Here is a 23,845-nt window from a genome sequence, read left to right on the forward strand (position 1 = left end):
GGAGTTCTCAGATTCTTGACTTCCGCGGGGAATGAAGTGGACCACGATGCCGACCCGCGGACGAGGAGACGCTAGGCCAGATGAGGCAATGGCCTCATCACGAGCTCATCATGGATTCATCATCCATTCAGCACCGGTTTCCTGCGCACCCTGGTTTTCACTTGCGCGAGCAGACTTCTTCCTGAATAACCTGCAAGTCACTACAGAAAGGTCCGGTGGATGGAAGTCGGAACATCAATAAGAGCATTTGCTCGGATTCATTGCGTCCTGATGATCTTGAGCGCTTTCTTGTGCGTCGAGAACAGGGCCCATGCCGCCGTTGGAGCGACCACGCCCTTCATCAGCTACGAGGCCGAGGCTGGAACGGTGGGGGGTGGTGCTTCCGTTTCATCCCTGACGTCTCCGCCCACGACGCAGTACTCGAGTCCTGAGCTGGAGGCATCGGGCCATGCCTATGTCCGGCTCACGGGAACCGGCCAGTACGTGCAGTGGGTGAACGATACGGGCAAGAACATCACCGCGATCAATGTGCGCGCCAGCATTCCGGACGCGCCGAACGGAGGAGGGATCACCGCCACGTTGAATCTGTACGTCAATGGGGTGTTTCGTCAGGCCCTCACCCTGAGCTCGAAGCAGACCTGGCTCTATGAAGGCAACAACAACTATCAAGGCAACAATCAGAACCCCGCGGACGGCGCTCCACGCGTCTTCTACGACGACATGCACACCTTCATCACGGGTGCGGCCGTCCCGCCGGGAGCCACGATCCGCCTTCAGAAAGACGCAGCGAATACAGCATCGTTCTACTACATCGACGTCGTTGATCTGGAAGCGCCTCCCCCGCCGCTCACCCAGCCGGCCAACTCGCTCTCCATTACCAGCTACGGGGCCGTGGCCAACGACAGCAGCGTAGACAACTCGGCCGCCATCCAGAATTGCATCAACGCCGCCCAGTCCCAGGGAAAGAGCGTCTGGATTCCCGTGGGCACCTTCTATGTCAGGACGACAGGGGGGATCAACGCGACGGGAATCACCATCCAGGGCGCGGGGATGTGGTACAGCACGATCTACCGCAACATGCCGCTTCCCAACGCGAACCCGTTGGGAGCCATCTTCAACCTCACGTCCTGCACGGTGCGGAACTTCGCCCTCGATTCGAACGCCCCCAGCAGGGCCGTCGTTGACGGCTGTGGCGGCGGTATGGATACGACGGGCACCAACTGGCTGGCGGACAGCATCTGGACTCAACATACGATGTCCGGGTTCTGGGCCTCGGGTACCGGCGGAACGGTGCAGAATTGCCGCCTCACGAGCATCTGGGCCGATGGGTTCAATCTCAACAACGTCAGCCTCACCGGGACCGTCGGCAACAACCTGACCGGTAGGAACAACTTCGTCCGAGGTACGGGCGATGACGCGATCGCCATCAACTCCGTCGACTACAACGGGAGTCAGCACTACACCCCGATGTCCAACGCCACCCTGCTCAACAACACCTCGATCGCTCCCTGGGGAGGGAAGGGAATCGGAATCTATGGTGGCAGCGGTCACCTGGTGAAAGACAACTACATGAGTGATACGGCGAGGTATGTCGGCCTGGGCGTGATGAAGTTCGGCGTGAACGGGTCGGATCTCCTCTCCGGAACGGTGACGGGTAACACCGTCGTGCGCAGTGGTGGAAATGGCTTCGTCCAACAGCAGCCGGCCCTGCACATTGGCAACGGCGGCGACGGCCAGAACGTGGGCACGGTCGCGAACGTCACGGTCAGTGGGAATACCGTGATCGACTCGCTGTACAATGGGGTTGGCTTCTCGACGAGCTCCAACATCCTCTTCGAGAACAATACGATCATTTCTCCGGGGCTGGACGGGGTCGTCATTTCTCCACCGTTCTATCCAGCCCCCACCGGCTCCGCGACGATCCGTGGCAATACCGTGAGCGGCCTGGAACCCGGAAGGTATCCGTTCCTCAGTTTCTCGAACGGTTTCGTGGCCACGGTCACGGGAAACAGCTGGCCAGATGGGAGCCCCCGCAAGCTGATCCCCGGTATGAGCGTTTCCCTCCAGGCCGTGGGCAACGGGATGTACGTCTGCGCCGAGGATGCTGGGAGCAGCCCGCTCATCGCCAACCGCACCGCGGCCGGTCCATGGGAGACATACACCGTGGTCGATGCTGGCAACGGGAACATCGCTCTCCGGGCCCAGATCAACGAGATGTACGTCTGCGCCGAGAATACTGGGAGCAGCCCGCTCATCGCCAACCGCACCGCGGTCGGCCCGTGGGAGTCCTTCACCGAGGTCGACGCTGGCAACGGGAACATCGCCCTCCGGGCCCAGGTCAACGGGCTGTATGTCTCCGCCAGTAATTCTGGGAACGGCCCGCTCATCGCCAACCAGGCCTCGGTGGGCGCTTGGGAGACCTTCGCCGTCCAGATTCACTGAGCAGCAGTGAAATCCGTAGGGGGCTCACGCCGGGCTCCCCTACACCCCCCGGATCCATGAACAAGCGCGATGCATGCCTGCCTGGAGGGCGTTAGCCTCCGCACATGTCCCTTCGTCCCTACCGCATCGACGTCCCCGAGACCGTTCTCGTTGATCTCCACCGTCGCCTGGACGCAACGCGTTTTCCGGAGCCGCTCCCCGGCGGCTGGGAGCGCGGTGCCGATGTTTCCTACGTGCGCGAGCTCTGCGCGTATTGGCGCCACCAGTACGACTGGCGCAAGCACGAGGCCGAGCTGAACCGCCATCCGCAGTTCCTCTGCGAGGTGGACGGGGTCGACATCCATTTCTGGCATGTCCGGGGAAGGGGACCGGCCCCCATCCCCCTGCTGCTCACCCACGGTTGGCCGGGGTCCATCTACGAATTCCACCACCTCATCGGCCCGTTGACGGACCCGGCCGCGCACGGCGGAAATCCGGCGGACGCGTTCGACGTCGTCATCCCCGCGCTGCCCGGTTACGGATTCAGCGGCAAGCCTCGCGAGGCCGGGTGGAATCCCGCGCGTATCGCCGCGGCCTTCGATCGGCTGATGGTCCAGGAGCTCGGCTACTCCCGCTACGGCGCGCAGGGCGGTGATTGGGGCAGCATCGTCACCATGGCGCTCGGCGTGAAGCACGCCGAGCACCTGCTGGGCATCCATCTCAACATGCCCCTGGCCGCGCCTCCTCCGGGTGCGGAGCAGAGCGAGGAGGTCAGGAGCTTCGGACAGAAGGCCGCGGCCTGGCAGGCGGCCGAGGCGGGCTATAGCCACGTGCAGGGGACGAAGCCGATGTCGCTCGCCATCGCGCAGGCCGACTCGCCGGCGGGGCTCGCCGCGTGGATCGTCGAGAAGTTCCGCACCTGGAGCGATTGTGGCGGGGACGTGGAGCGAGCCTTCTCCAAGGACTGGCTGCTGACGAACCTGATGTTCTACTGGGCGCCCAACAGCATCGCGAGCGCGGCCAACCTGTACTTCGAGACCATGGCCCTGCGGCAGGTGGACCTGAGCACGCCTGTACGCGTCCCCACGGGGGTGGCGGCGTTTCCCCGGGAGATCCTCACCGCGCCCCGGAGCTGGCTGGAGGCGCGGTTCGATCTGCGGCGGTACACGGAGATGCCTCGCGGCGGTCACTTCGCCGCCACCGAGGCGCCGGAGTTGTTTCTCGAGGACGTGCGCGCGTTCTTCCGCACGCTGCGTTAGCTTTGGGAGCCAGGGCGGGACTCATGCCGGAACAGCTCAAGAACTTCTTCGACCGGAAAGTGGTGGAGCGCATCGCCGCCATGCTGCATGGCGCCCACCCGTCCTTCCCGCGGCAACGCTTCCTGGCCGAGGCCACCGACGGACTCGAGGCTCACGAGCTCCTGGGACGGGCCCGCCACATCATGCGGGCGATGCACCGGGCGCTCCCGGGTGACTTCGAGCACGCGGCCGGAATCCTCCTGCGTTCGCTCGGGCCGGAGTTCGAACGCCAGGAGCTCCAGGGCATGGGGGTGTTCATCTACCTGCCTCACACCCTGTACGTAGCGGAGCATGGGCTCGGCCACTTCGAAACGTCGATGCGCGCCCAGTACGAGCTCACCAAACGATTCACCGCGGAGTTTTCCATCCGCCCGTTCCTCGAGCGCTACCCACGCGAGACATGGGAGCGCCTCCGGCAATGGACGAAGGATCCGAGCGTCCACGTCCGGCGGCTCGTCTCGGAGGGCACGAGGCCCCGGCTGCCGTGGGCTTCACGCCTTCGTGCGTTCCAGGAGGATCCTCGCCCGGTGCTCGAGCTGCTCGAGCTGCTCAAGGACGATCCCGAGCTCTACGTCCGGCGCTCCGTCGCCAACAACCTGAACGACATCGGCAAGGACCACCCGGACGTCCTGGTGGACACCTGCGAACGGTGGAGTGAGGGGGCCTCGCCGGAACGGTCGTGGATCATCCGCCACGCGCTCCGCTCCGCCGTGAAGCGAGGAGACGCGCGTGCCCTCTCGGTGCTCGGTTTCCGCGGAGGCGGAGGGCTCGAGGTGACGGCCTCGTTCCGGCCCGAGCGGGTCCGGCTGGGCGAGAGCGTTGGGATGACCCTGTCCGTCATCAATCGCACGCGGACACGGCAGCAGGCCATCGTCGACTTCGCCGTGCACTTCATCAAGGCGAACGGCTCGGCCAGTCCAAAGGTCTTCAAGGGAGGCAAGGTCGATCTCCTCCCCGGCGCCTCCTGCACCCTCGAGAAGACGATCTCCTTCGCCGCGAAGACGACGCGAAAGCACTACACGGGCACGCACCGGGTCGAGGCGCTCGTCAATGGCCGGACCACGGACCTGGGGAGCTTCACCGTCGTGGGGTGAGGCGCTCCCGCCGGGCAGGGCCAAGGCCTGAAACATGCGACTGGGCCCCCAGAAATGTGATTGCCTTCGGAGCTATACGTATGTGTTACCAGGGCCCGATACCGCAGTAGATACCTGCGCCGCCACGGCCGCACACATCGGCTCTGCCGTCCCCGTTCGCGTCTGGAAGTCACTGCGTTAGCTCTGCGAGCGACCAACGCGTGTGCCCCAAGGGGTGGCAACGGGAGGCGTTTTCCTGGATTTGTCATTGAACGGGCTTGACATAGATTTCTGGGTTGCTCAGCATGCCAATGCTTCTGGCTGCACATCGATCTTTACCCAACTTGAAGGAGACGGAACCGTATGCACAAGAGCATCAGCAAGATCGCATTGGTGGGGATTACCCTGAGCGCGGGACTGACCACGAGCTTCGCCGCCGAGAAGGGAGATGCTGATTCCCAGACGGGCGTGGTGTCCTCCCCACAGGCTCCCGTGAGCAAGGAGGCCCTGCTGGCGCCCACCTGTACCCTCGTGGCCCCCGCCAGCGTTTCGCGGGGCCAGACGTTCAATCTCCAGGTGAACTACAACCCCTGTGTCGGCGTGGGCCGGATCGAGACCTGGACGATCTCCTGGCCGTCCACGCTCGCGAACTTCGCGCAGAAGACGGTCCGCGAGAAGCGCTTCTTCAGTGGGGGCAACTGTGTCGTCGGGTCGAGCGAGATCGCCGCCGCACCCAGTGCCGGGGCCATCACCGGAACCGCCACGGTGACGGTGGAAGTCCAGGGGGAGGGATTCTCCTGCTCGGCCTCGACCACCATGACCGTCAACTGATGTAGCAGGCAGGACGAGTGGGCGGTCGAACACCGCCGCATTCGCGGTCATGGGTGAGAGCTGTCGCGGCTCTCACCCGCTCCGCTTCCGCTGCCTCTGAAGATCGGAGCACACCGCCTCGTAGATCATGTGCATCTCGAGGTCTGGGTGGTGCAGCAGGGTGATGACCTTGCCTGGGCCCAACCCGGCGTCGACGTCGAACACGATGTCTCCAATCCCCGAGGACAGGCCGGCGTACATCTCCACATACCGGGGCAGGGTCAGGTCAACGGGGTGCGGACACCCCGTCGCCGTCGTCATCCGGACGCTTCGCTCAGTCCAGGCCCACGTAGCTCCATTGCTGGGCCGCGGAGTCGTCACAGGCGTTGAGACGCAGGCGGGTCCCCTCGGGGGCGTCGTAGGTCTCCACGCAGTGGCCGCCGGGGCTGCGGAGGGTGCCGGACCAGTACCACAGCTGGGAGGAGTCGCCGTCGCAGTCCGCCATGACCAGACCGTACTGCCAATCCGTGGTCAGGCACCTTCCCGCGGAGACATTGTAGAGCGAGCCATCACTTCGCACCTCCCATTCGGACGGGCGCCAGCAGCCATACTCATCCACCGTCACCTCGTCGTATCCGTACGGGTCGTAGTAGATGCAATCACCACGAGGCGCGAGGCTGTCCCGGGGCTGCACGTAGAGCTGCCCCCTGTCGAACCTGAAGACGGAGGGAACGTCTTCACACCTGCCCAGGTGGATTTCGGCATCGCCTTGCGGGTAGTGCCGCTCGTTGAAGAGGCATTCGCCCAGCTCGTTGCCAAGCGTCGCCCAGTAGTACCAGGTGGAGGACTCGGGAGACGGCATGTTCGGGTTGCAGTAGCCGGGAACCACGGAGGTCAGGGGCGCATCCGCTCCGCCCCGGACAGGGCACCCGCTCTCCGCGACCGTCTCGAGCTGGAGCTCCGCGTTCTGGATCTGTGAGGAGTAGGGCGAGCAGGTGCTATCGACGGAGACGGCCTCCTCGCTGATGGAGAGGCAGCTTCCGTCCGCCGCCTTGAACACGCCGCTCCCCCCGCCCGCGTTGCAATCGCTCTCGTAGGCGCCACGGTCTGGACCACCGGCGCAGTGCGTCCCGGTGTTTCCGGCATCGACGAGGGCGCTGTCGAGGGCGAACGAGCCCTGGCCCAACTGGATGTACCAGCGATACCGCCAGCCACCGCTGGTGGAGACACCGTAATGGACCAACCGGGGATCCGTTTCGAGGCTGGTGGGGGCAGGGTCCATTCCTGTCTGCGCCCGCCAGGTGGCCAGGTTCACGAGAGCGGACGTCTGGGTCGTGGCGGTCAGCCCCGCCGAGCGTCGGAAGAGGGCGGCCTGCGCCCCGTGATAGAGGTTGTAATCGCTGTACCGGCCCGGCGTATTGTCGACGTTGTAGTCGAGGAACCCTCCCTCCGTTCCGGCGAGCTGCGTCCCATTCAAGCGGTTGACGGCGGGCAGGCCTTTCACGTCCGAGAGGATGTTGTTCCAGACACGCACCGTATTCGCCGGGCCCAGGACCGTGTTCGGTCCGCTCGCATCGCCGCGGTAGTAGGTATCGTGTCCCACGAGGATGCCCGAGTGGGCGATGTCCTTCAGGGTGTTGTGGTAGATGTCGATGCGCGAGCCCCGGTTGACGGCGATTCCATCACCGCAGTTGACCCGCCAGAGCCCCTTGGGGGTCTGCCACCGGGTCTGGTTCATGCCGTAGATCTCATTGCGCCGGATGGCGACGTCCGTGACCTCGAAATACTCGTTGCCCACGGTGATGCCCCTTCCACTCCAGGCGAGCTGCGCTCCCTCGATGAGGATCCGTTGGGCGGCATAGTGGAGGAGGATGGCGCTGCCTCCGCAGGACTTCGCGCTCAGCCTGGGCTCGGCCTGGATGTCCTCTTCCGCCTTGTGGTCATGGAAGGAGTTCGCGCCGATGATGGAGACGCCCTGGCAGGACTTGATGTCGACCGCGTTCTCGTCGTTGTTGGCGAACTCGTTGCTCTCGATGGTGAGGTCGCGGACGTCCCAGTAGGCGTCGAGGTCGCTCTCTTGCTCACGTCCCTGGCACTGGACTCCATCGCCGGAATTGCCCGTGGCCTTGTTGTTGCGGATCAGCACCCGCTTCGTGCCCTTGTTCAGCGTGACGCCATGGGAGCCCAGGCGGTAGCCGTTGGTGTCGGTCTTCCGGTTGTTGGTGAGCTCGCTGCCCTCGACCAGGACATCCTCCGTGTACCGGAGCTCGATGGCGGAGCTCTGGCACCGGGAGATTCGCAGGTTCCGGAGGGCGACGTGATGCGCCGAGGTGGGCGTGCGGTTGAGGAAATTGGACGACAGGACATTCACACCGGGGCCGAAGGCCCCCTGACAATCAATGGTGAGGTTGTCGACGACCCAGTAGGACGAGTTGAAGGAGAGGGCCGCTCCGGTCGACGGGACGATCACCGCGCGGTACCCGTTCGACGTCTCGCCGAGGATGTACTTGGGATTCGCGGCGGTGCCACCGCGGTCGGGGTTGACCGAAACGGATTCGGAATAGGGCGTCGACGCTCCCACCACGATGACCTTGTCGCCCGGCAGGGTCATCAAGGAGAGGGCCCGGGTAAGCGTATGGCAGGCCGTGGCCCTGGACAGACAGTCCGTGTTGCTCCCGCTCTTGCTCACGTAGAAGGTCCGTAAGGACGTGCCGCTGGCGAGGAAGGCGAGGTCCGCGGCTCGTGCCGCACCCGCGGTGGTTACGTTGACCACCTCCTGTCGGGTGCTCTGGAGAGCCAGCGCGTCCGCGCCCTCTGGCGTCTGGGGCTCGACCGGCCCCGAGCAGGAGGTCTGTAGCGCCGTGAAAACCAGCCACACGGCAAGACTCGCACCCAATCCCTGTCGCCACTGGCTCGGGAAATACTCATGACCACGCATGGTGTCGCTGCTCCTGATGGACGAGACGGCGGAACGGCGGGTCTCCTCTACCAAGCAAGCGGGGATTCCAGGTATTGATTTCACGGCCCCCCGAGCGGATTCGGGTCCTCGAGCTCAGTCCGTGCGCTGCCCTCCTCCCCCTCCCATCCTTCTTTCTACAGGTTGTTCGCGGCGAACGTCGGCTTCGCGAACGTCGGCAGTGGCAACGTCACGCTCGACGGCAACCCTTCCATGCTCCCTGTCCGCATGAAGGCATAGACGGAGGCCTTGGCCTTTGCATCCTCGCGCAACTGATAGAACGTCCCATCGTGCCCTCCCCGATGCACGACGATCGCATGCCCATGCGAGTAATAAGGCAGCACCTCCAGCATGTTCTCGATCGGCGTCGACGTATCCCAGTCGCCGTGTACGAACACCACCGGAATATCCGTCGGCACGACGCCGCGGAACGTGTCGCCCATGTCGGCCGTCGGCCAGACATCGGCGGCCGCTATATACGGGGCGAAGTTCCAACTGCCCAGCACCCCCACCGCCGGGTCGGTGAGAAGCTGATGCGCGCGTGCGGGCGTGACGCCAAGGCTCGTATCCACCAGCGGGCCGATGATCGCGCGCTTGCCCGCCTTGCGTCCCTCGATCGTGTCGCGAGCCCAGTCGTCGTATTGCCGGTGATAAAGGCTGAGAACGAAGGCCGGCCATTCACTGGCATCGGCTGAACGCTCGACCAGCGCTTTCTCGAAATCGCCCACGCCGAGCGTCACCGACACCGGCTTGCCGGAGGACTTGTCGATGACGGAAACGACGACCGGCGCGGCGGCGAGTCGATCGTGCACGGTACGCAGGGCGGCCATCGTTCCGCCTTCGGGCAGATAGGGTTTCAGGCCAGGATCCCGGTCCGCGTCGAAGGCGATCCGCCGCATCGAGGCATACACGTGGGACGGCATGTCGTAGTTGTTGTCGAGCGGTTCGACACCGGAAAGGACCGCGCGCGCGACGGACCCGGGATGCCGCCTCATCACCGCGAAGCTCCACTGGGAGCCAAAGCTGCCACCGAACAGCGTGATGTTGCGGTAACCGAGGGCTTCTCTCAGGTCGTCCACATCGTCGGCGAATGCACCGATGTCGTATCCCGCGAGGTCCTTGTCCGGAAACGTGGCCAGCGCCTTGCGTGCCGTGGCCAGTGCGCTGGCTTTCGACTGTTCGAGCGTGGCTGGCTTGTTCAGAGGAGAGGCATCCGCATCCACCTCCAGCATCTCACCCCGAGAGGTGTAGCCACGCTGCTCGACCACCACCAGGTCGCCGACGGTGCCGAAGTTGATCCACGATTTGAGGCGGCCGCGGCCCGCCGCATCGGACTGCTCGAACGCGCCGAGCACCGAGAAGCCAGGGCCACCAGGCAGCCAGAACACGGGCGGCGCTCCGGTGGGTTGCGGCGCGCGGATACGCGCGAACCCCACGCCAATGGGACGGCTGTCTGCCCTGTTCCGGTTCTCCGGCACATAGAACGTGCCGAGCTCGTAATTCACCGTCACGCCGTCGGTGGTGGTGAGCGTGCGGGTCTCGCTGACGATGGAGCCAACCCTGATGACTGGCTCCGCCCCCATCGCCGTCCCAGGGTTTCCCATCAGGGACATGAAAACGACGAGCGTCGTGACGCGTGCGAGAACAACCTTTCCCATGGAGCACCCTCGTTGTCCGTGTCCGCGAAAGCTCGCGTGCACGCCGCCACCTGTCAAGTCGGGCAGTCCCTGGGTCGTCATTGCCAGCGGCAGGTCATCGACGATGTCGCGTCGATGGTCTCACGACCGCCGAATCACGGACTCAAGGTCCTGGTTGGCTCGCAAGGACTGGTTGGGAACACGGTCATCGATCCACGCGTCGCACAAGGACGAGGGGCAGCGCTCGCCGGCTTCATGCAGTACCTGAGAGCCAGCCTCTCCAGGAAGATGGGGCGGCTGGTGGACTGAAGTGGCGGCTTCTGGGAGCGGGGCTACTCGGCGGAGCCGGTGCTGGACGACGAGGCACCGGTAGGCCTGCTGCGCTACGTGCTGGCCCATGGAGTGAAGGAAGACCCGGTGGAAAGGTGCGCCGAGTGGCCGGGCCTCACCTGTCTGCCGCAGTTGCTGGGACGGGCGAGGCGGCTGTTCAGGTGGTTCAACTGGACGAGGCGCTGGAGCAAACGGGGACGCGAGGACATGGCCTCGGTAGAGGGGCGCTTCGCCGAGGAATGTGACTGGTGGTACTCTGGAGTTCACGCCCAGGGGAGGTCAGGAGGACGCAATGCTACCAGGACCGCAGCAGCCCAACAGCTTTCCATGGTCTGGAAAGATCATCCCTTGGAGTGCTGCACTTCGGAGCGGGCCGACCCCTGGAGCACGTATCCTGGCGGACCTGCCACGTGGCGAGAACGTCAAGGTCGTCCTCCGATCCGGGGGATGGCTGTATGTCGAGTGCCATTTCGAAAGCCGTAAGCCCTTGAAGGGATATGTGTCACGGGAGCTGATCAAGCACGTTCAACCCACGAACACGGCCAGGGGTGGCGTCCAGCAGAACGTCAAAGCGGACGTCACACCGCAGCACATCGGGTCGCGGCTCCAGCAGAAACAGATCCCGCCCCACGATACCTCCGTCAGTTTCCAACTCGCCCAGCCGAAGATCATCGCCATCGCCACCGACAGCTATCTGAAGCCCACGATGTATGTCGCCGATCCCCTGCTTCCCGGCGGGTACGTGCTGGGCTTCGGCCAGGACCTCTCCTTCGCCAGGGGGCGGACGCAACCCCATGGGCCCAGCATCGGCACGACCACCGCCGCCCTGGACGGCAAGATGCGCCTCCTGCTGAAGGAGTTCGCGAGCAATGACACGCGTGGCAAGGCGCGGCGGCTGTTCGACGCCTTCCTCAAACCGCAACGCAATCTGGTGTTCTGGAGCGACACGGGCCTCACCGCGGATGCCGAGGCGCATCCCAACATCACCACCTTCGTCCATCGAGCGCTCTCCGCACCGAATTCGCCGGAGCGCACCACGGGGCAGACGAGGATCCACCAGGCGCTCGAGAAGGCCGGCTGGGACATCAACGCCGTTGCGCCCGTGACGGGACTGGGAGTGCCAGCGTTCAACCAGGGGAGCCCAGCCTGGCACACGGGTGATTTCAATAATGGGCTGGGGGTGATGATCAACGGCGTCCAACACGCGATCGTGGTCGCGAAGGCGTACAACCTCGACCGCTCCAAGAATGAGTACTATATCAAGCTGGAATACGTGTTCTACGATGTGTTCGGTCTTGATGACGACGACCTGAAGGAATACGGCGCCGACGGTGGCTGGGTCGACAGTGACGCGGCACAGGGCATCACCGCCTGGTGGCAGCTTCAGCACCGGCACGGCTATGCGCCGCTCATCACCCGTATCGTCTTTGTAAGGGAGTTCAGGGTCCCTGTTCCTCCCGCTCGGGGGGCGCGCCGATGACCGCCGGACGGCGGAGGGACCTGGGGGCAGCGGGGCTCGGTGCATTGCTGCTGGGCCTGCTGGCCGCGCCGTGGGTCTATGCGACGTTGTTCGGCGCGCTCTTCGCGTTTCCGCCGCCCTTCGCCGCGGTGGTGACGCCCCTGCTGCTCGGGGCGACGCTCGATCTCGCGCTGGAAGCATTCGCTCGTCTCCGAGGCTTCGCGCGGATACGGATGCTCGGGGCGACGATTTCAGCGGTGGTCGTGCTCACGAGCCTCTGGGTGTTGTCGAAATTCACCTTGCTCAACCAGGCGGAACGGCTGGGTCTGTTCGCGACTGTCTGGCTCGGGGCCACACTGGGCTGGCTCGTCGTCTCGCTGCCGTTGGGGGAGGTCGGACCGGAAGCACTCCTTCGTTCGCACCTGACATCGGCGGCGCGACAGCGGGCCGCGCTGGTGACGGCGCTCATCCTGTTCGGGGTGCTGTCCGCGCTCTCCTGGCGCTACCTGATGACGCCGGCGGGGTTCATCGGAGGTCCGCCCTCGCCGGAGCCGATCGGGTGATACGAGTCGTCTGAGTGATGCCTGGAGGCTACCCATGGAACCATAGGGTGAAAGTCCCAAAGCGGTAAAAGGTCGAGGCCGCATAGCTCGGATGGCACCGACAGGGGAGACCCCTGCGGTGAAGCCCATCGACAAAGCCCCGGAAAGCGGGGTGAGCGAGCTGTCCGGTTCGATGTGGCGGGGGTCGGAGACGGAGTGATGGTGGGCCCCAAACGGGCACGAAGCCGGAAACGGCGGATACAGCCAAGGGCCCCCCTGCACACCACCGCGCCGATCCTCGACCCGACCTCGACTTTCGCCATTTCATGGTTGAGAAGTCGACCAAGACTTTCAGCAGTTGCCCACATGCCCGGACCCCCTGCCGCTCTCCTCATGGGAGGGCGGCCCAGCTCACCTGTTCGCTCCGCGCGCTACTCGACTCTTCCATGGGCACGCCAGGATATCCCCTAGCAGTCGACAATGCTCCAGCTCGCGCCTTTGGCCCTGCCAACGTCCGGATGGGCGAGTTTCTGGAACGCTGGCAGGCTGAGGTCGATGGTGGCTGGGCCACACCCCGGGCATTTATCCTTCACCGGCACCGTGATTGTCTTCCCGTTGTACGTGACCCTGGCGCACTTCTTACAGAGAGGATCCTTGCTGGCGGAAGCAGCCGTCCAGTATACATGGGACACGGAGGCCAACTCCTGCGCGGCGGCGTTGATCTGGGTGCCGCAAGCGCCGTAACCCGCGTCGTTGTAATAGGCGAGCTCTCCATTTCCTTTGATGGATATGCCCGTGCTGCCTGAGCTGTTCTTCTTTTGCGCGACGGCCACCGCGGCGGTCAGCAGGATGATGAGCGTTACGGGAAGGGCTTTCAGCGCTGTTCTGGAAAGAGTTCTCATAACGGATCTCCTCAGGGGCCCACCTTAGCTGAACGACGAGGGGATGTGCACGGGCATCCTGGTGAGCCCCAACAAGGTGCTCACCGCGGCCCACTGCGTGGATACGCAGCGCACGGGGGGGCGCCGAGCTGCGGAGCGGGCTGGGCCGCGGACCATCGCAACGGCACGCCGTCCTCGATCCACGTGCCATCCGTGACGCGGAAGCGCAGGAGCCGCTCAGCCCCCGTGAAGGCCTCGACCTCGGGCCCATCCCAGACGATCTCTGTCTCACCGGTCAGCGAGAGGAGCCCACCGGTGGCGAAGTCGACGAACAACAGACCCGCACGCGGGTTGAGGGCCAGGTTGCCAAACGTATTGAAATGAAAGTTGCCGCTGAAGTCCGGAGCCGTCAGGACAGTGCGGCCGGCCTCGTTCGTCACTCGCACGAAGCCGGGCTTGCCACCGCGATGCGAGACATCGACGCCTTCGACCGGCTCGTCCCCTCGCGCGGCCGGTGACGCCGTGGCGATGAAGAACGTATCCGCGCGGTCGATGAGCTCGACGCTCGCACCGGACAGCCGCGGGCCTTCCTTCCGCACGGGTCGCGGCCCCGTGACACGGGAGGGCTCGGCCACGAAGACGGGCTCCCGTGCCTGGATGTACCGCGGGCAATTGCCGAAGCTCTGCTCGACCCGGACGACGAATCGGCCCCCGCCGAGCTCCACCACCGTTCCGTTCATCCGGTTGCGGCGGCGCGTCTCGAGCTGGATACCGAGAAGGCCCAGGGGTGCGCCCGGGAGGAGGTTCTGGCCCAGGGCATCTCCGAAGCCGGGGAGCGCTGAGACCACGAGCGTCCGCGGGTCGGGCGAGGTCACGAAGCCCGGTCGGCCCACGAGGATGGAGGCCCATGGACGTCGCTCACCATCCAGACTGCCGACGAGCAGGAAGGGCAGCTTGCAGAACAGCTCGCGATGTTGCTCCGGCATGAACGAGCGGATGACCTTGCGCCCGATCTGCTCGAGGCGGGCACGCATCCCGACCCGCTCCTGGACTGCCTGCTCGCCAGCGTGGAATGGCGACCGTTCGTGGGACCAACCCGGCAGCGGTGCCGCGGGGGCGTTCGGTGGGGTGCTCTGGGACATGACACGCTCGATGGCTCAGGCCGCGAACCGCGTCGGCGTCCGCCGCATCGGCACGAAGCCGGGCAACGCCTCGATACGCGCGAGCCACGCCCGCACGTTGCCGTAGGGCTCGAGGGACACGCCACCCTCGGGGGCGTGGGCGGTATAGGAGTAGAGAGCCACGTCGGCGAGGGTCGGTGCGTCCCCGACGAGGAAGCTCCTGTTGGCCAGATACGGGTCGAGCACCGTGTAGAGCTGGGTGGCGATCGCCTTCGCGCGCTCGGCGTCGAGCTTCGTGCCGAACACCGCGACCAGGCGCGCCGCCGCGGGACCCGACGCGAGAGGCCCGGCCGCAACCGAGAGCCACTGCTGCACCCGCGCGGCCGCGACCGGCTCTTGCGGAAGCCAACGCCCCGAGGGGTCGTACCGTGTCGCGAGATAGACGAGGATGGCGTTGCTGTCGGCCAGCGTCACCTCCCCGTCCTCGAGCACCGGCACCTGGCCGAACGGGTTCCTGGCCAGGAACCCGGGGGTCTTGTGCTCCCCCTTGGCGAGATCGACGTCGATGAGCTCCGACGGGAGCTTCAGCAGGGACAGGAACAGCTCGACCCGGTGCGAATGGCCGGACAGGGCGTGGCGATGGAGACGGAGGGGACGGACGGGGACGGTCATGGGCGATGAGCCTCGCTTTCGACGGGGAAAGATGCTCGTTGCCGCCCGTGAGTGGAATGCGCGTTCTTGACAATGCACCGTTCCACATCGCGGAATGATCGTGTGGACCGGCTCGAGACCATGCGCGTGTTCGTCGCGGTAGCGGAAGAAGAAGGCTTCGCGCCTGCGGCCCGGCGCCTCGCGATGTCGCCGCCAGCCGTGACGAGGGCCATCGCCGCGCTCGAGGAGCGGATTGGCACCCGCCTGCTTCATCGCACGACGCGCATCGTGCGCCTGACGGAGGCGGGCGGCCGGTTCCTCACGGACTGCAAGCGCATCCTCGGGGAAATCGAGGAGGCCGAGGCGTCGGCGGCGGGCTCCCATACCGAGCCACGCGGGCAACTCGGGGTGACAGCGTCCATGATGTTCGGGCGGATGTTCGTCGCGCCCATCCTCCTGGACTTCCTGGCCCGGCACCCGCACGTCACGGCGAGAACGCTGCTCGTCGATCGCGTTGTGGACCTCGTGGATGAGGGGCTGGACGTCGCCGTGCGGATCGCTCATCTATCGGATTCGTCGTTGAGCGCGGTCCGGGTGGGTTCGGTGCGGCGGGTGGTCTGCGCATCCCCCCGGTATCTGGCCGAGCACGGCGTCCCACGGACCCCGGCCGAGCTGTCGCGTTTCGACGCGCTCACATTCTCGTCCACCGCCTCACAGCAGGCCTGGTCGTTCGCGTCGGGGACGAGGGTCCAGACGGTCAGCCCACCCACGCAACTGATCGTCAACACCGCCGAGGTCGCGATCGCGGCAGCGGTTGCCGGGCGAGGGGTGACCCGGGTGCTCTCCTATCAGATCGCCCCGGAGCTGCTCTCGGGGAAGCTCCAGATCGTGCTCGCGGATTTCGAGCCTCCGCCCATTCCGATCCACGTCGTGTACCTGGAGGGCCGGCGTGCTCATGCTCGGGTGCGTTCCTTCGTCGATTTCGCGGTCGACCGGCTCCGGTCCGAGAAGTCCTTGAACGGGTGAGCCGGCTTCCTCGTCCGGGGCCCTGACGTTCACCTTCGCGCACGGACCGAGGCCAGCACCTCGCGGGCCGCGCGCAGCCCGGTGGCCAGCGCCCCGGCGGGGATGACGCAATAGCCTCCGCGGGTGAAGGGCTCGCGCTGCCAGTCCTCGGGCTGTTGTTCTTGGCCGCCGGGCGGGAGCAGGATAGAGGGCTGTTCGATTCTGGGAGACACGTGAAGACTTGGCACATCGCTCAACTCAATGTCGCTCGCGCCGTCGCACCGCTCGACAGCCCGCAGCTCGCGGACTTCGTGGCGGCGCTCGACCACATCAACGCGCTCGCCGAGGCCTCTTCCGGCTTCATCTGGCGCCTCAAGAGTGACGAGGGCAATGCCACCGACATCAAGGTGAGCGACGATCCCAACCTCATCGTCAACATGTCGGTCTGGGAGTCGGTCGAGCAGCTGTTCGAGTACGTCTACCGCACGCCTCACACGAAGGTGATGGCGCGCCGACGCGAGTGGTTCGAGCATCCGGCGGAGGCGCATCAGGTGATGTGGTGGATTCCAGCCGGCCATGTTCCGACGGCGGAAGAAGCGATGGAGCGTCTGCGGCATCTGCGCGAAAACGGACCCACGCCGCACGCCTTCACCTTCCGTCAGCGCCATCCAGCGCCGGAGCAGGTCGGAGACCCGACCGATATGAAACCCGAGCGCTAGTGTGTGGGTTGGAAGTAGATTTCTCCCATGACCGAGCAATGGCGCGTGCAGTTCGATGCGAAGGTGGAGTTCCAGAACGGAGGCTCGTTGGAGGTCGAGGGCTTCCGCCTCGACATCCCTGGAACGGATATCGATGACGATGCGCTCTCGGTGGCGTTCGTGCGGCACCTCGGGTTGCTCATGGTGGGAGAGGTCCGTATCCGCCGCAAGGAGTTGATTCGCGAGCCTCACAAGGGCTCGCGGGGGATGAGCGGGTCCGAGCCGCGCATGGAACCTCGGCGGCTGGTGGAGCTGAGCCACGTCATCCGCCATGGAATGGTCACCTACCCGGGGCTTCCAGGTCCGGAAATAACCGAGCACCTGACGCGGGAGTCCTCACGGGCTCGCTACGCGGAGGGCACCGAGTTCCACATCGGTCGCATCTCGATGGTCGCGAACACGGGCACGTACCTCGACACGCCATTCCATCGATTCGCTGGGGGCGCGGACCTCGCGGCGATTCCTCTCGGGAAGGTGGCCGACCTGCCGGGCCTCGTGGTGCGTGTGAATGACAGTCGCGACCGAGCCATCGACCGGAACGTGTTCCTGCCGTACGACGTGCGGGGTCGCGCGGTACTCGTGCACACGGGCTGGGACCGGCACTGGGGCACCGAGCGTTACGGTGCCGACGCGCCATTCCTCACCCGCGACGCGGCGGTCTGGCTGGCCGAGCAGGGAGCTGGGCTCGTTGGCATCGACTCGGTCAATATCGATGACATGGGAGATGCCACGCGGCCCGCACACACGCGGTTGCTCGAGGCAGGCATTCCCATCGTCGAGCACCTGTGCGGGCTGGAGCAGCTTCCCACGGATGGATTCCGGTTCCACGCCGCGCCACCACGGGTTCACGAAATGGGCACGTTTCCGGTGCGTGCGTATGCGGTCGTGAACGGCGGAGCCTCCACGGGCGAGTGAGGCGGACATCTCTCGTGCGAGGAGATGCCCACGACACGGTCGCACCCATCGCGGTCTCGGTAACGCGCGGTCACTCGGCCAGGTGCTCCCCAATGGCGCCTGCCCCACCGGGTCGCGCAGCTGGCGTGAGGTGCCGCCTCTCAGTTGCGTTGGCGCCGCAGCCAGTACCAGTGACGAGCCGGTGCAGCTCCACGGCGTAGGCCTGCTGGCCACGGGCGTCGAGACAGTGGAAGCAGCCCACGTCGAACGCCACGTCGAACGGGCCCGTCAGCGCGTCGAGCTCCTGAAGTCCGTGGCGGACCGCGCCGTCCGCGGCTTCAGCAAGGAGGAACATCGAACCTTCCTTGCGTTGCTCGAGCGCGCGGTGGCGAACCTGGGAGCCGAAGACGAGGAGGCTTGAGGCTCTCAGATGCGCCTGCCCCGATTTCGTGGACGCACCTGATGACGCCGGCGGGGTTCGGTGCACTTCTGCTGGGTCTGCTGGACGCGCCATGGGTCTATGCGACGTTGTTCGGCGGAGCCGCAGACGATCGACGAGAAGATCGCCTTGTTGCGAAGGTTCCGGGTGCAATTCGATCTCGGCCAGGATTTCGTGCTGGCGGTGTTCGACCGGAAGGAAGAGCGAGTGCTGGGCGGTACCGGACTCCATGTCCGCAGTGGCCCGCTGAGTCGGGAAATCGGGTTGGAGATCCACTGCGCGCCGGACAACGAACGAAGCGCCAGGGTGCCCCAGAAGCTCGGCTTTCAGCGCGAAGCCGTGCTCGCGCGCCGTTCGGATAGGGACGGACGCGATCCATCGAGGAGTTCGGTCTCTCAGTTCAGGCGCGCAAGCGAGATCTTCCGGTGAAGTGGCACGTATGTCGCCGTAGAATGCCGCAATGAAGAGCCTACGCTCCGAACGATTACTCCTCCGGCCCGCCCGACCGGAGGATCTCGCACCCCTGTTGGCCATCCTGTCGGATCCAGCGGTCGCCCGGTGGTGGCCGGGTTTCGACGAGAGCAAGGTCGAGTCCGAGCTCATCGCACCGGATCCGGACGTCACCGTCTATGTGATCGAGCACGAGCACAGCGTCATCGGAGCGATCCAGTTTGGCGAAGAGCTCGATCCTCAGTACCGCCATGCGAGCATCGACCTGTTCTTGAGCCCGCAGGCGTGGGGGCGAGGCTTCGCTCCCGAAGCCATTCGCACGCTCGCGGTCTACCTGTTCGAGGAGCGGGGTCACCATCGGCTGGTCATCGATCCCGCCGCGGACAACGCCCGTGCGATTCGGGCGTACGAGAAGGTTGGCTTCCGGCCGGTCGGCACCATGCGTCAATACGAGCGCGGCGCTGACGGCACCTGGCACGACGGCGTGTTGCTGGATCTGCTCGCGGACGAGTTCGTGCCACCCCCAGTTGAACGGCCAGGGTGTTCCACTTCGCCGGAATAAGAGCGCCTAACAAAAATAAGGTTTGAGGGTGGACGGTACGGTGGCCGAATGGGAGGGCCATGAGCACCTGGGGCCCATGGCTCGCGAACTCGTACCGGACGCGCTGTGGGAGCGAGTCGCTCCACTGCTGCCGGTTCCCAAGAAGAAGAAGTCCGGGCGTGGTCGACCACGGGCAGACGACCGAGCCGCCTTGGAGGCCATCGTCTTGGTGCTCAGAACCGGTATCCCCTGGGAGATGCTCCCGACGAAGCAGTTCGGCTTGTCAGGGATGACGGCCTGGAGAGGCTTGGAGCAGTGGACGCGCGCTGGGGTGTTCGAGCAGCTCCAGCGCGTCCTGCTCAACGAACTTGGACAGCGCGGCCAGGTGGACATGCGTCGTGCCTCACTCGACTCCTCAGCGGTCCGAGCCTCAAAAGGGGGGCCCTCACGGGCAAAAACCCGACGGACAGAGCGAAGGCGGGCAGCAAGCATCATCTTCTCGTAGACGCCAAGGGCCAGCCGCTGGCAGAGAGTCTGACAGGGGCCAACGTCCACGTCACGCACGAGCTGTTCCCGCTGCTCGATGCTGTGCCTGATGTGAAGCAGCCCCGTGGTCGTCCCCGTCATCGGCCCGGCAAACTGCACGCCGACAAGGCGTACTCTTCGCGCAAGAACCGGCAGGGCTTGCGCCGACGCGGCGTTACCGCGCGCATTGCGCGGCCCGGCGTCGAATTGAAGCAGCGGCTGGGGCGACATCGTTGGGTGGTGGAGCGAACCATCGCCTGGAAGAACCAACAGCGGCGCCTGCGCGTGCGAGATGAACGGCGGGACGATATCCACTTCGGCCTCCTCGTTCTGGGCTGCTGCCTGATACTCTTCCGAGGCCTCAATCCTGATTTTTGTTAGGCGCTCTTATCTGGCTTTCGGCCCTTGTCCTCCGCCAGAAGCGAGCCGTCGTACGGGCCCCAGCGCGACAACCCTCATAAATCGCCTCGCGGGCCCAATTGGCCCTGCATCCAGAGGCGGTCGAGCCGGTCGAGGAGGTGCTCGCCTGATTCCGTCTCCAATCGCGCGAACTCCTCCCTCGAGAGTTCCGAGAACGGATCCGGTCCCAGTGCCACCTTGGGGATCACGCGGGGCAGATGGGTCGTCGTGCGGCATTTCGGGCACCAGACCCAGATCGTCCCCACGTCCTTCTCACGGTCGAAAGCATGAAAGTAGGCGCGTAGTGTCGCCTGCGCGCACTTCGGGCAGACGATTCCCCGCTCCCCTTGCAGCGAACGGCTCGCCGCGCCCATGAATGGAAATTGGAAGGCTCCCCCTGCCTCGATCCAGCGACGTGCCATCACCTCACCAGTCTCTTCTTCACGAGGGCCCAGAGTTCTTCGCCGGCCCGCTCCGCGAGCGCCTCGCTTGAGGTTATCATGCCAGCGGCGAAGTCCTTGATGTGCTTCGCCTCGTGACCAAAGCTCTTGACGGCCTCCCCCAGGGAGGAGAGGCCTTTTTCTGTAAATGTGATCACCGGTCGTCCGCGTGCATCTCTGATGAGGGCACCGTTCGCATCACGCGAGACCCAAGCATAAATCGTCGAAGGATCGACGCCAGCCTTCTTGAGGGACTCCAACTCCGCCTTCGTTACTTTGCGAAGACGGTACCCGGATGGGCTCACGCCCGCATTGCCCAGAACGATGCGCAGTCGCTTGAGCGTCACGGGTCCCGTGCTTTCTACCTTGCCACCGCGGCGCAGGATCCGGCTCAGGCCCAGTTCCTGTTCGGCGGCGCGGAAGACGCGGTTGTCCGCCTCCACCTGGCGCAGAATTCGCTGGAGTCGAGCAACCTCTTCGGCAGTCAGCTTCCCACCAGCCTTGAGCGTCGCCTGCCACCTCTCGACATTCGCTGCTTCGGCGCTCTGCTTTTCGGCGGCGCGTAGGAGAGCAATCACCTCCTCCTCACTGCGCCCGAGCTTCGCGGCGACCTTGGCCACGTTTGCGCCGGTCCGCGATACACCCTTGGCCAGGATTCCCGCGGCAACGGGCAAGAGGGCCGCGAGCCCGGCAATCACTCGCTCCCCAGCGGATAGCTTGTCACCAAAAATCGAATACTCGGTGACTGCTTCACCCAGGAGGACAATCTCTCCGATGACTGGAATCGAGGTGATGGCGATTTCCCATGTCGTCTTCGATGAGAATATGTCACCCAGGAAGTCGATGAAGTCGTCTGGCTTGCGGCGTGGAGCCCAGTTGCCTTGGTATTCGTACTTCCATGCGTCGTTCTGGATGAAGTGAAAGCCGAACTTGCTGACGTTTCTGTTGTCGTACGTCGTGAAGTCGTACTCGCGGGTGATGTTGCTGGAGCTGAACGAGACCCGGATGGAGAAGTCGGGCTTCCCGTCGTTGTTCAGGTCGAAGGTCCACACCGTCGCTTGCTTTTCGGGTAGCCGCTCAAGGTCGATGGGATCGAAATTCGCGCGGTTCCCGAGATGTATCGTCTGCGTAAATGGCGCCGCCGGCACACTCCAGGTGCCCATCGTTTTCCATCGTTCATCCCGGTCGACTTCCCGGCCCTTGCCGTCCCAGTACTTGGGCTGCGATTGGTAGGCGCGAGAGTAGTCGGCCGGCGAGACCACAACGCGCACGCTGGCGGTTGTCGTGACATCGGGGAGCAGCTCGAACGAAACGACGAATGCGTCCTGCCCAACGTTGATGACGAAGTCACTCTGCTTTTCTGGACGCGCCTTCGCCATGGTGGCGACCGCAGGTGAGGACATGACTTGCGGCAGCAGAACCGTCGTTTCAGTGGAGCGCGTTTGCCCGACGCGGGCGGACCCGATGAGCTGTCCGCTGGAAACACCTTCTGGCGCGGATGGAAGGTGCGATTGCGACAGGCTCGCGACTTCGTTCGTTCGCCGCAGGGCCACGAGCTGCCCGTTCGAGAAGGCTCGCAGGACGTACGCGCGGACGCTGTTCCGATCCGTCAGACGTGACTGGGGGGCTCCCGTGGCGGCGGCCATCTCTTCGAGTTGCCAGTCGCGCAGACCTTCGGTCCCGCTGCTCAGAGTGAAGAATGAGCGCAGCTCGCTCGGATTCCGGGCCCGAGCCCGTTCTTCCGGTGTGAGTTCCCCCTGGTGGATGATGACCGCTTGCCGCGTGTACCAGCGTTTGTGCGACATCGAGAGCCTCTCTCCCTAGGACGGAGACGATACTCAAGAGTACCGTGCGTAGGAAGAACGGGGCTGCGGTGCGTCTGAGCGAACACCCGCGCCAGAGCCGCTGCCTCGTCTGGCTCGTTCCTGCAGGTCACGCAGCACTTCCACTCGCTGTGCCGGACGGCGTCTTCGTGCCGCAGGAGGCGGCAACGCTTCGAGGCATTGCCGCCGCCCACACATCCATGAGTATGCGTAACTCAATAGGTCCTGCAGCAAATGGCTTGGGCTCGCACGGTCGCTGTCTCAGTGGAGGGGCCAGAAACGATGCACACGTAGGCCTCCCTCCCTTCGCTTGAGGAGATGCTCGCCGCGGTACCGGCCGTAGCACTACCCACGATAAAACATGCTCCGCCGGTGACGATCTCACCGGTATCACAATAAGCCCATGAGCCCGCCGAGTAGTATTTGGCCTTTGAATCCGCTCCGACACGCCGGGTACAACCGGCGAAGCCTCCTCTGGGACCCTCAGGTCCTTGGAGACCCTTCTCTCCGTTGCACAGGTACTTCGTCAGAGTCCAGTCGACCTCGGAGATATCGAGTACTCCGTTACGGTTGGCGTCAGCGCCCAATTCCAGTTTCGTGCCGCCCGCAGCGCAGTTCGTTCCTGCAGACTCGGGGGTGGTTTTTGCCAGGGTTGCCAGTCCTTCGGGAGCTTGAGGACCGGGTACACCCTGTGGACCCGCCGGGCCCGGCTCCCCCTTGTCTCCCTTCGGCCCTTGAGCCCCCAAAGTGAGCTCAAAAGCATCCATCTGGGTGGACTCCGAGCCGGCTGATACCGTCAGGCGATATGAACCAGGCTGGAAGATGGGGGCTTCGGCAACCACAAAACCGCTCGCGTTCTGCCGGATCAATAGCGTAAACCCAGCCAACTGCACGGTCGGCGCGGAAGTGCCGAAGTTTTGACCATAGATGTAGAGGAAGAGCTTCCCTTCCATCGTCTTATACTCAACCTCGACATTCTTGACGTCGAGTTGCTGAGGGCTCGTCTGGGCGTGAGCCACTCCAGACTCAAGAAGACCCAACAACATGCCGCTAAAGGCTATGGACCTGGATACAATTCTTCCGACGCGGGAATAACGTTTCACTGGATGAGCTCGATTGTTTGGTATGTTTGGAATGAGAACGTGTTCGGTCGGGAGACCAGCACTTCCTCGTCTGGGCCTGTCAAGAATGGACTTGCAGCAACACGGGCCATCCAAGTGTGGACAAACTCTACCGTTGGACTTGAGACGTTGTCTCGGGCAGGAAGTATAAGCTCAAGCCAGCCATGAAGGCTCGCTGAGATGGCATTCAACCAGCCGGGACCCGAATGGCTCCTTGGCTCCTGCGCTCTCCGGAAAAACAAAAAGGCTCCAGGTTTCTTGGAACCCGGAG

General features: G+C 64.6%; 23 protein-coding genes and 1 pseudogene. 13 read left to right on the forward strand and 11 right to left on the reverse strand.

Translation table 11 applies throughout. The annotated features are described in order from the left end of the window. Positions 1–270: 270 nt before the first annotated feature. The 4 genes from JRI60_RS16985 to JRI60_RS17000 all read left to right on the forward strand — a co-directional run bounded on the left by JRI60_RS16985 (position 271) and on the right by JRI60_RS17000 (position 5,623). A complete protein-coding gene (locus JRI60_RS16985) occupies positions 271–2,442 on the forward strand; it encodes a right-handed parallel beta-helix repeat-containing protein (protein WP_204226909.1) in 2,172 nt (723 codons plus the stop codon). 104 nt (positions 2,443–2,546) lie between these two features. Beyond that, the gene (locus tag JRI60_RS16990; protein WP_204226910.1) at positions 2,547–3,680 is read left to right on the forward strand and encodes an epoxide hydrolase family protein; all 1,134 of its coding nucleotides are present in this window, start codon (positions 2,547–2,549) and stop codon (positions 3,678–3,680) included. Between the two features lie 23 nt (positions 3,681–3,703). Then, positions 3,704–4,813 (forward strand): DNA alkylation repair protein, encoded by a 1,110-nt coding sequence (locus tag JRI60_RS16995; protein ID WP_204226911.1) that lies wholly within the window; start codon positions 3,704–3,706, stop codon positions 4,811–4,813. A 342-nt stretch (positions 4,814–5,155) separates the two neighbouring features. Continuing rightward, a complete protein-coding gene (locus tag JRI60_RS17000; RefSeq protein WP_204226912.1) occupies positions 5,156–5,623 on the forward strand; it encodes a hypothetical protein in 468 nt (155 codons plus the stop codon). 72 nt (positions 5,624–5,695) lie between these two features. On the opposite strand, the gene JRI60_RS17005 is transcribed toward JRI60_RS17000, so the two are convergent. From JRI60_RS17005 to JRI60_RS17015, 3 genes are all read right to left on the reverse strand, one after another. Next, on the reverse strand, positions 5,696–5,923 hold the full coding sequence (locus JRI60_RS17005) for a hypothetical protein (RefSeq protein WP_204226913.1): 228 nt from the start codon (positions 5,921–5,923) through the stop codon (positions 5,696–5,698). Positions 5,924–5,936: 13 nt separating this feature from the next. Then, entirely contained in the window at positions 5,937–8,480 is a 2,544-nt protein-coding gene (locus JRI60_RS17010; protein WP_204226914.1) for a right-handed parallel beta-helix repeat-containing protein, read from the reverse strand. A 215-nt stretch (positions 8,481–8,695) separates the two neighbouring features. Continuing rightward, positions 8,696–10,216: an alpha/beta fold hydrolase gene (locus tag JRI60_RS17015; RefSeq protein ID WP_239470565.1), complete on the reverse strand. Its 1,521-nt coding sequence runs from the start codon at positions 10,214–10,216 to the stop codon at positions 8,696–8,698. Between the two features lie 601 nt (positions 10,217–10,817). Here JRI60_RS17015 and JRI60_RS17020 point away from each other — a divergent pair. Both JRI60_RS17020 and JRI60_RS17025 read left to right on the forward strand, forming a co-directional pair. Then, positions 10,818–12,005, forward strand: coding sequence for an SH3 domain-containing protein (locus JRI60_RS17020; RefSeq protein ID WP_204226915.1), 1,188 nt, complete (start codon positions 10,818–10,820; stop codon positions 12,003–12,005). Continuing rightward, positions 12,002–12,547, forward strand: coding sequence for a hypothetical protein (locus JRI60_RS17025; RefSeq protein WP_204226916.1), 546 nt, complete (start codon positions 12,002–12,004; stop codon positions 12,545–12,547). Before JRI60_RS17020 ends, JRI60_RS17025 begins: the two co-directional genes overlap by 4 nt. 446 nt (positions 12,548–12,993) lie before the next feature. On the opposite strand, the gene JRI60_RS17030 is transcribed toward JRI60_RS17025, so the two are convergent. Further along, positions 12,994–13,428: an RlpA-like double-psi beta-barrel domain-containing protein gene (locus tag JRI60_RS17030; RefSeq protein ID WP_204226917.1), complete on the reverse strand. Its 435-nt coding sequence runs from the start codon at positions 13,426–13,428 to the stop codon at positions 12,994–12,996. 43 nt (positions 13,429–13,471) lie between these two features. Here JRI60_RS17030 and JRI60_RS55115 point away from each other — a divergent pair. Further along, positions 13,472–13,519, forward strand: a pseudogene (locus tag JRI60_RS55115) (hypothetical protein); the annotation flags it as partial. On the opposite strand, the gene JRI60_RS17035 reads toward JRI60_RS55115, so the two are convergent. Together JRI60_RS17035 and JRI60_RS17040 are read right to left on the reverse strand one after the other, a co-directional pair. After that, the gene (locus JRI60_RS17035; RefSeq protein WP_204226918.1) at positions 13,509–14,441 is read right to left on the reverse strand and encodes a pyridoxamine 5'-phosphate oxidase family protein; all 933 of its coding nucleotides are present in this window, start codon (positions 14,439–14,441) and stop codon (positions 13,509–13,511) included. The pseudogene JRI60_RS55115 and the gene JRI60_RS17035 overlap by 11 nt on opposite strands. Before the next feature lie 123 nt (positions 14,442–14,564). Next, positions 14,565–15,200, reverse strand: coding sequence for a glutathione S-transferase family protein (locus JRI60_RS17040; protein WP_204226919.1), 636 nt, complete (start codon positions 15,198–15,200; stop codon positions 14,565–14,567). A 102-nt stretch (positions 15,201–15,302) separates the two neighbouring features. Here JRI60_RS17040 and JRI60_RS17045 point away from each other — a divergent pair, with 102 nt between their 5' ends. After that, a complete protein-coding gene (locus JRI60_RS17045; RefSeq protein ID WP_239470567.1) occupies positions 15,303–16,205 on the forward strand; it encodes a LysR family transcriptional regulator in 903 nt (300 codons plus the stop codon). A 29-nt stretch (positions 16,206–16,234) separates the two neighbouring features. Here JRI60_RS17045 and JRI60_RS17050 read toward each other — a convergent pair whose 3' ends face one another. Then, complete coding sequence (locus JRI60_RS17050) at positions 16,235–16,417, reverse strand: hypothetical protein (protein WP_204226921.1); 183 nt, start codon at positions 16,415–16,417, stop codon at positions 16,235–16,237. On the opposite strand from JRI60_RS17050, the gene JRI60_RS17055 reads away from it, so the two are divergent. Continuing rightward, entirely contained in the window at positions 16,418–16,903 is a 486-nt protein-coding gene (locus JRI60_RS17055; protein WP_204226922.1) for a DUF3291 domain-containing protein, read from the forward strand. It begins immediately after the preceding gene. Positions 16,904–16,930: 27 nt separating this feature from the next. Further along, the gene (locus JRI60_RS17060; RefSeq protein WP_204226923.1) at positions 16,931–17,857 is read left to right on the forward strand and encodes a cyclase family protein; all 927 of its coding nucleotides are present in this window, start codon (positions 16,931–16,933) and stop codon (positions 17,855–17,857) included. A 70-nt stretch (positions 17,858–17,927) separates the two neighbouring features. Here the strand turns inward: JRI60_RS17060 and JRI60_RS17065 are convergent, their stop codons facing one another. Then, entirely contained in the window at positions 17,928–18,191 is a 264-nt protein-coding gene (locus JRI60_RS17065) for a hypothetical protein (RefSeq protein WP_204226924.1), read from the reverse strand. A 231-nt stretch (positions 18,192–18,422) separates the two neighbouring features. On the opposite strand from JRI60_RS17065, the gene JRI60_RS17070 reads away from it, so the two are divergent. The 3 genes from JRI60_RS17070 (at position 18,423) to JRI60_RS17080 (ending at position 20,172) form a co-directional block, all read left to right on the forward strand. After that, positions 18,423–18,704 carry a GNAT family N-acetyltransferase gene (locus JRI60_RS17070; RefSeq protein ID WP_204226925.1) on the forward strand — a complete coding sequence of 94 codons (282 nt, stop codon included), beginning with the start codon at positions 18,423–18,425 and terminating at the stop codon, positions 18,702–18,704. A gap of 31 nt (positions 18,705–18,735) precedes the next feature. Beyond that, positions 18,736–19,287, forward strand: coding sequence for a GNAT family N-acetyltransferase (locus JRI60_RS17075; protein WP_204226926.1), 552 nt, complete (start codon positions 18,736–18,738; stop codon positions 19,285–19,287). Between the two features lie 76 nt (positions 19,288–19,363). Continuing rightward, positions 19,364–20,172 (forward strand): IS5 family transposase gene (locus tag JRI60_RS17080; RefSeq protein WP_204226927.1). Its coding sequence is split into 2 segments (ribosomal slippage): positions 19,364–19,712 and positions 19,712–20,172, totalling 810 coding nucleotides; the frame shifts between segments, so codons are not numbered across the junction. Between the two features lie 74 nt (positions 20,173–20,246). Here JRI60_RS17080 and JRI60_RS17085 read toward each other — a convergent pair. The 3 genes from JRI60_RS17085 to JRI60_RS17095 form a co-directional block, all read right to left on the reverse strand. Next, complete coding sequence (locus JRI60_RS17085) at positions 20,247–20,612, reverse strand: hypothetical protein (protein WP_204226928.1); 366 nt, start codon at positions 20,610–20,612, stop codon at positions 20,247–20,249. Continuing rightward, positions 20,612–22,435 carry a hypothetical protein gene (locus JRI60_RS17090; protein WP_204226929.1) on the reverse strand — a complete coding sequence of 608 codons (1,824 nt, stop codon included), beginning with the start codon at positions 22,433–22,435 and terminating at the stop codon, positions 20,612–20,614. The genes JRI60_RS17085 and JRI60_RS17090 overlap by 1 nt, the downstream gene beginning before the upstream one ends. Positions 22,436–22,668: 233 nt before the next feature. Next, on the reverse strand, positions 22,669–23,499 hold the full coding sequence (locus tag JRI60_RS17095) for a DUF7151 family protein (protein WP_204226930.1): 831 nt from the start codon (positions 23,497–23,499) through the stop codon (positions 22,669–22,671). Between the last annotated feature and the right edge of the window lie 346 nt (positions 23,500–23,845).

It is taken from the genome of Archangium violaceum, from assembly GCF_016887565.1.
GTDB lineage: Bacteria > Myxococcota > Myxococcia > Myxococcales > Myxococcaceae > Archangium > Archangium violaceum_B.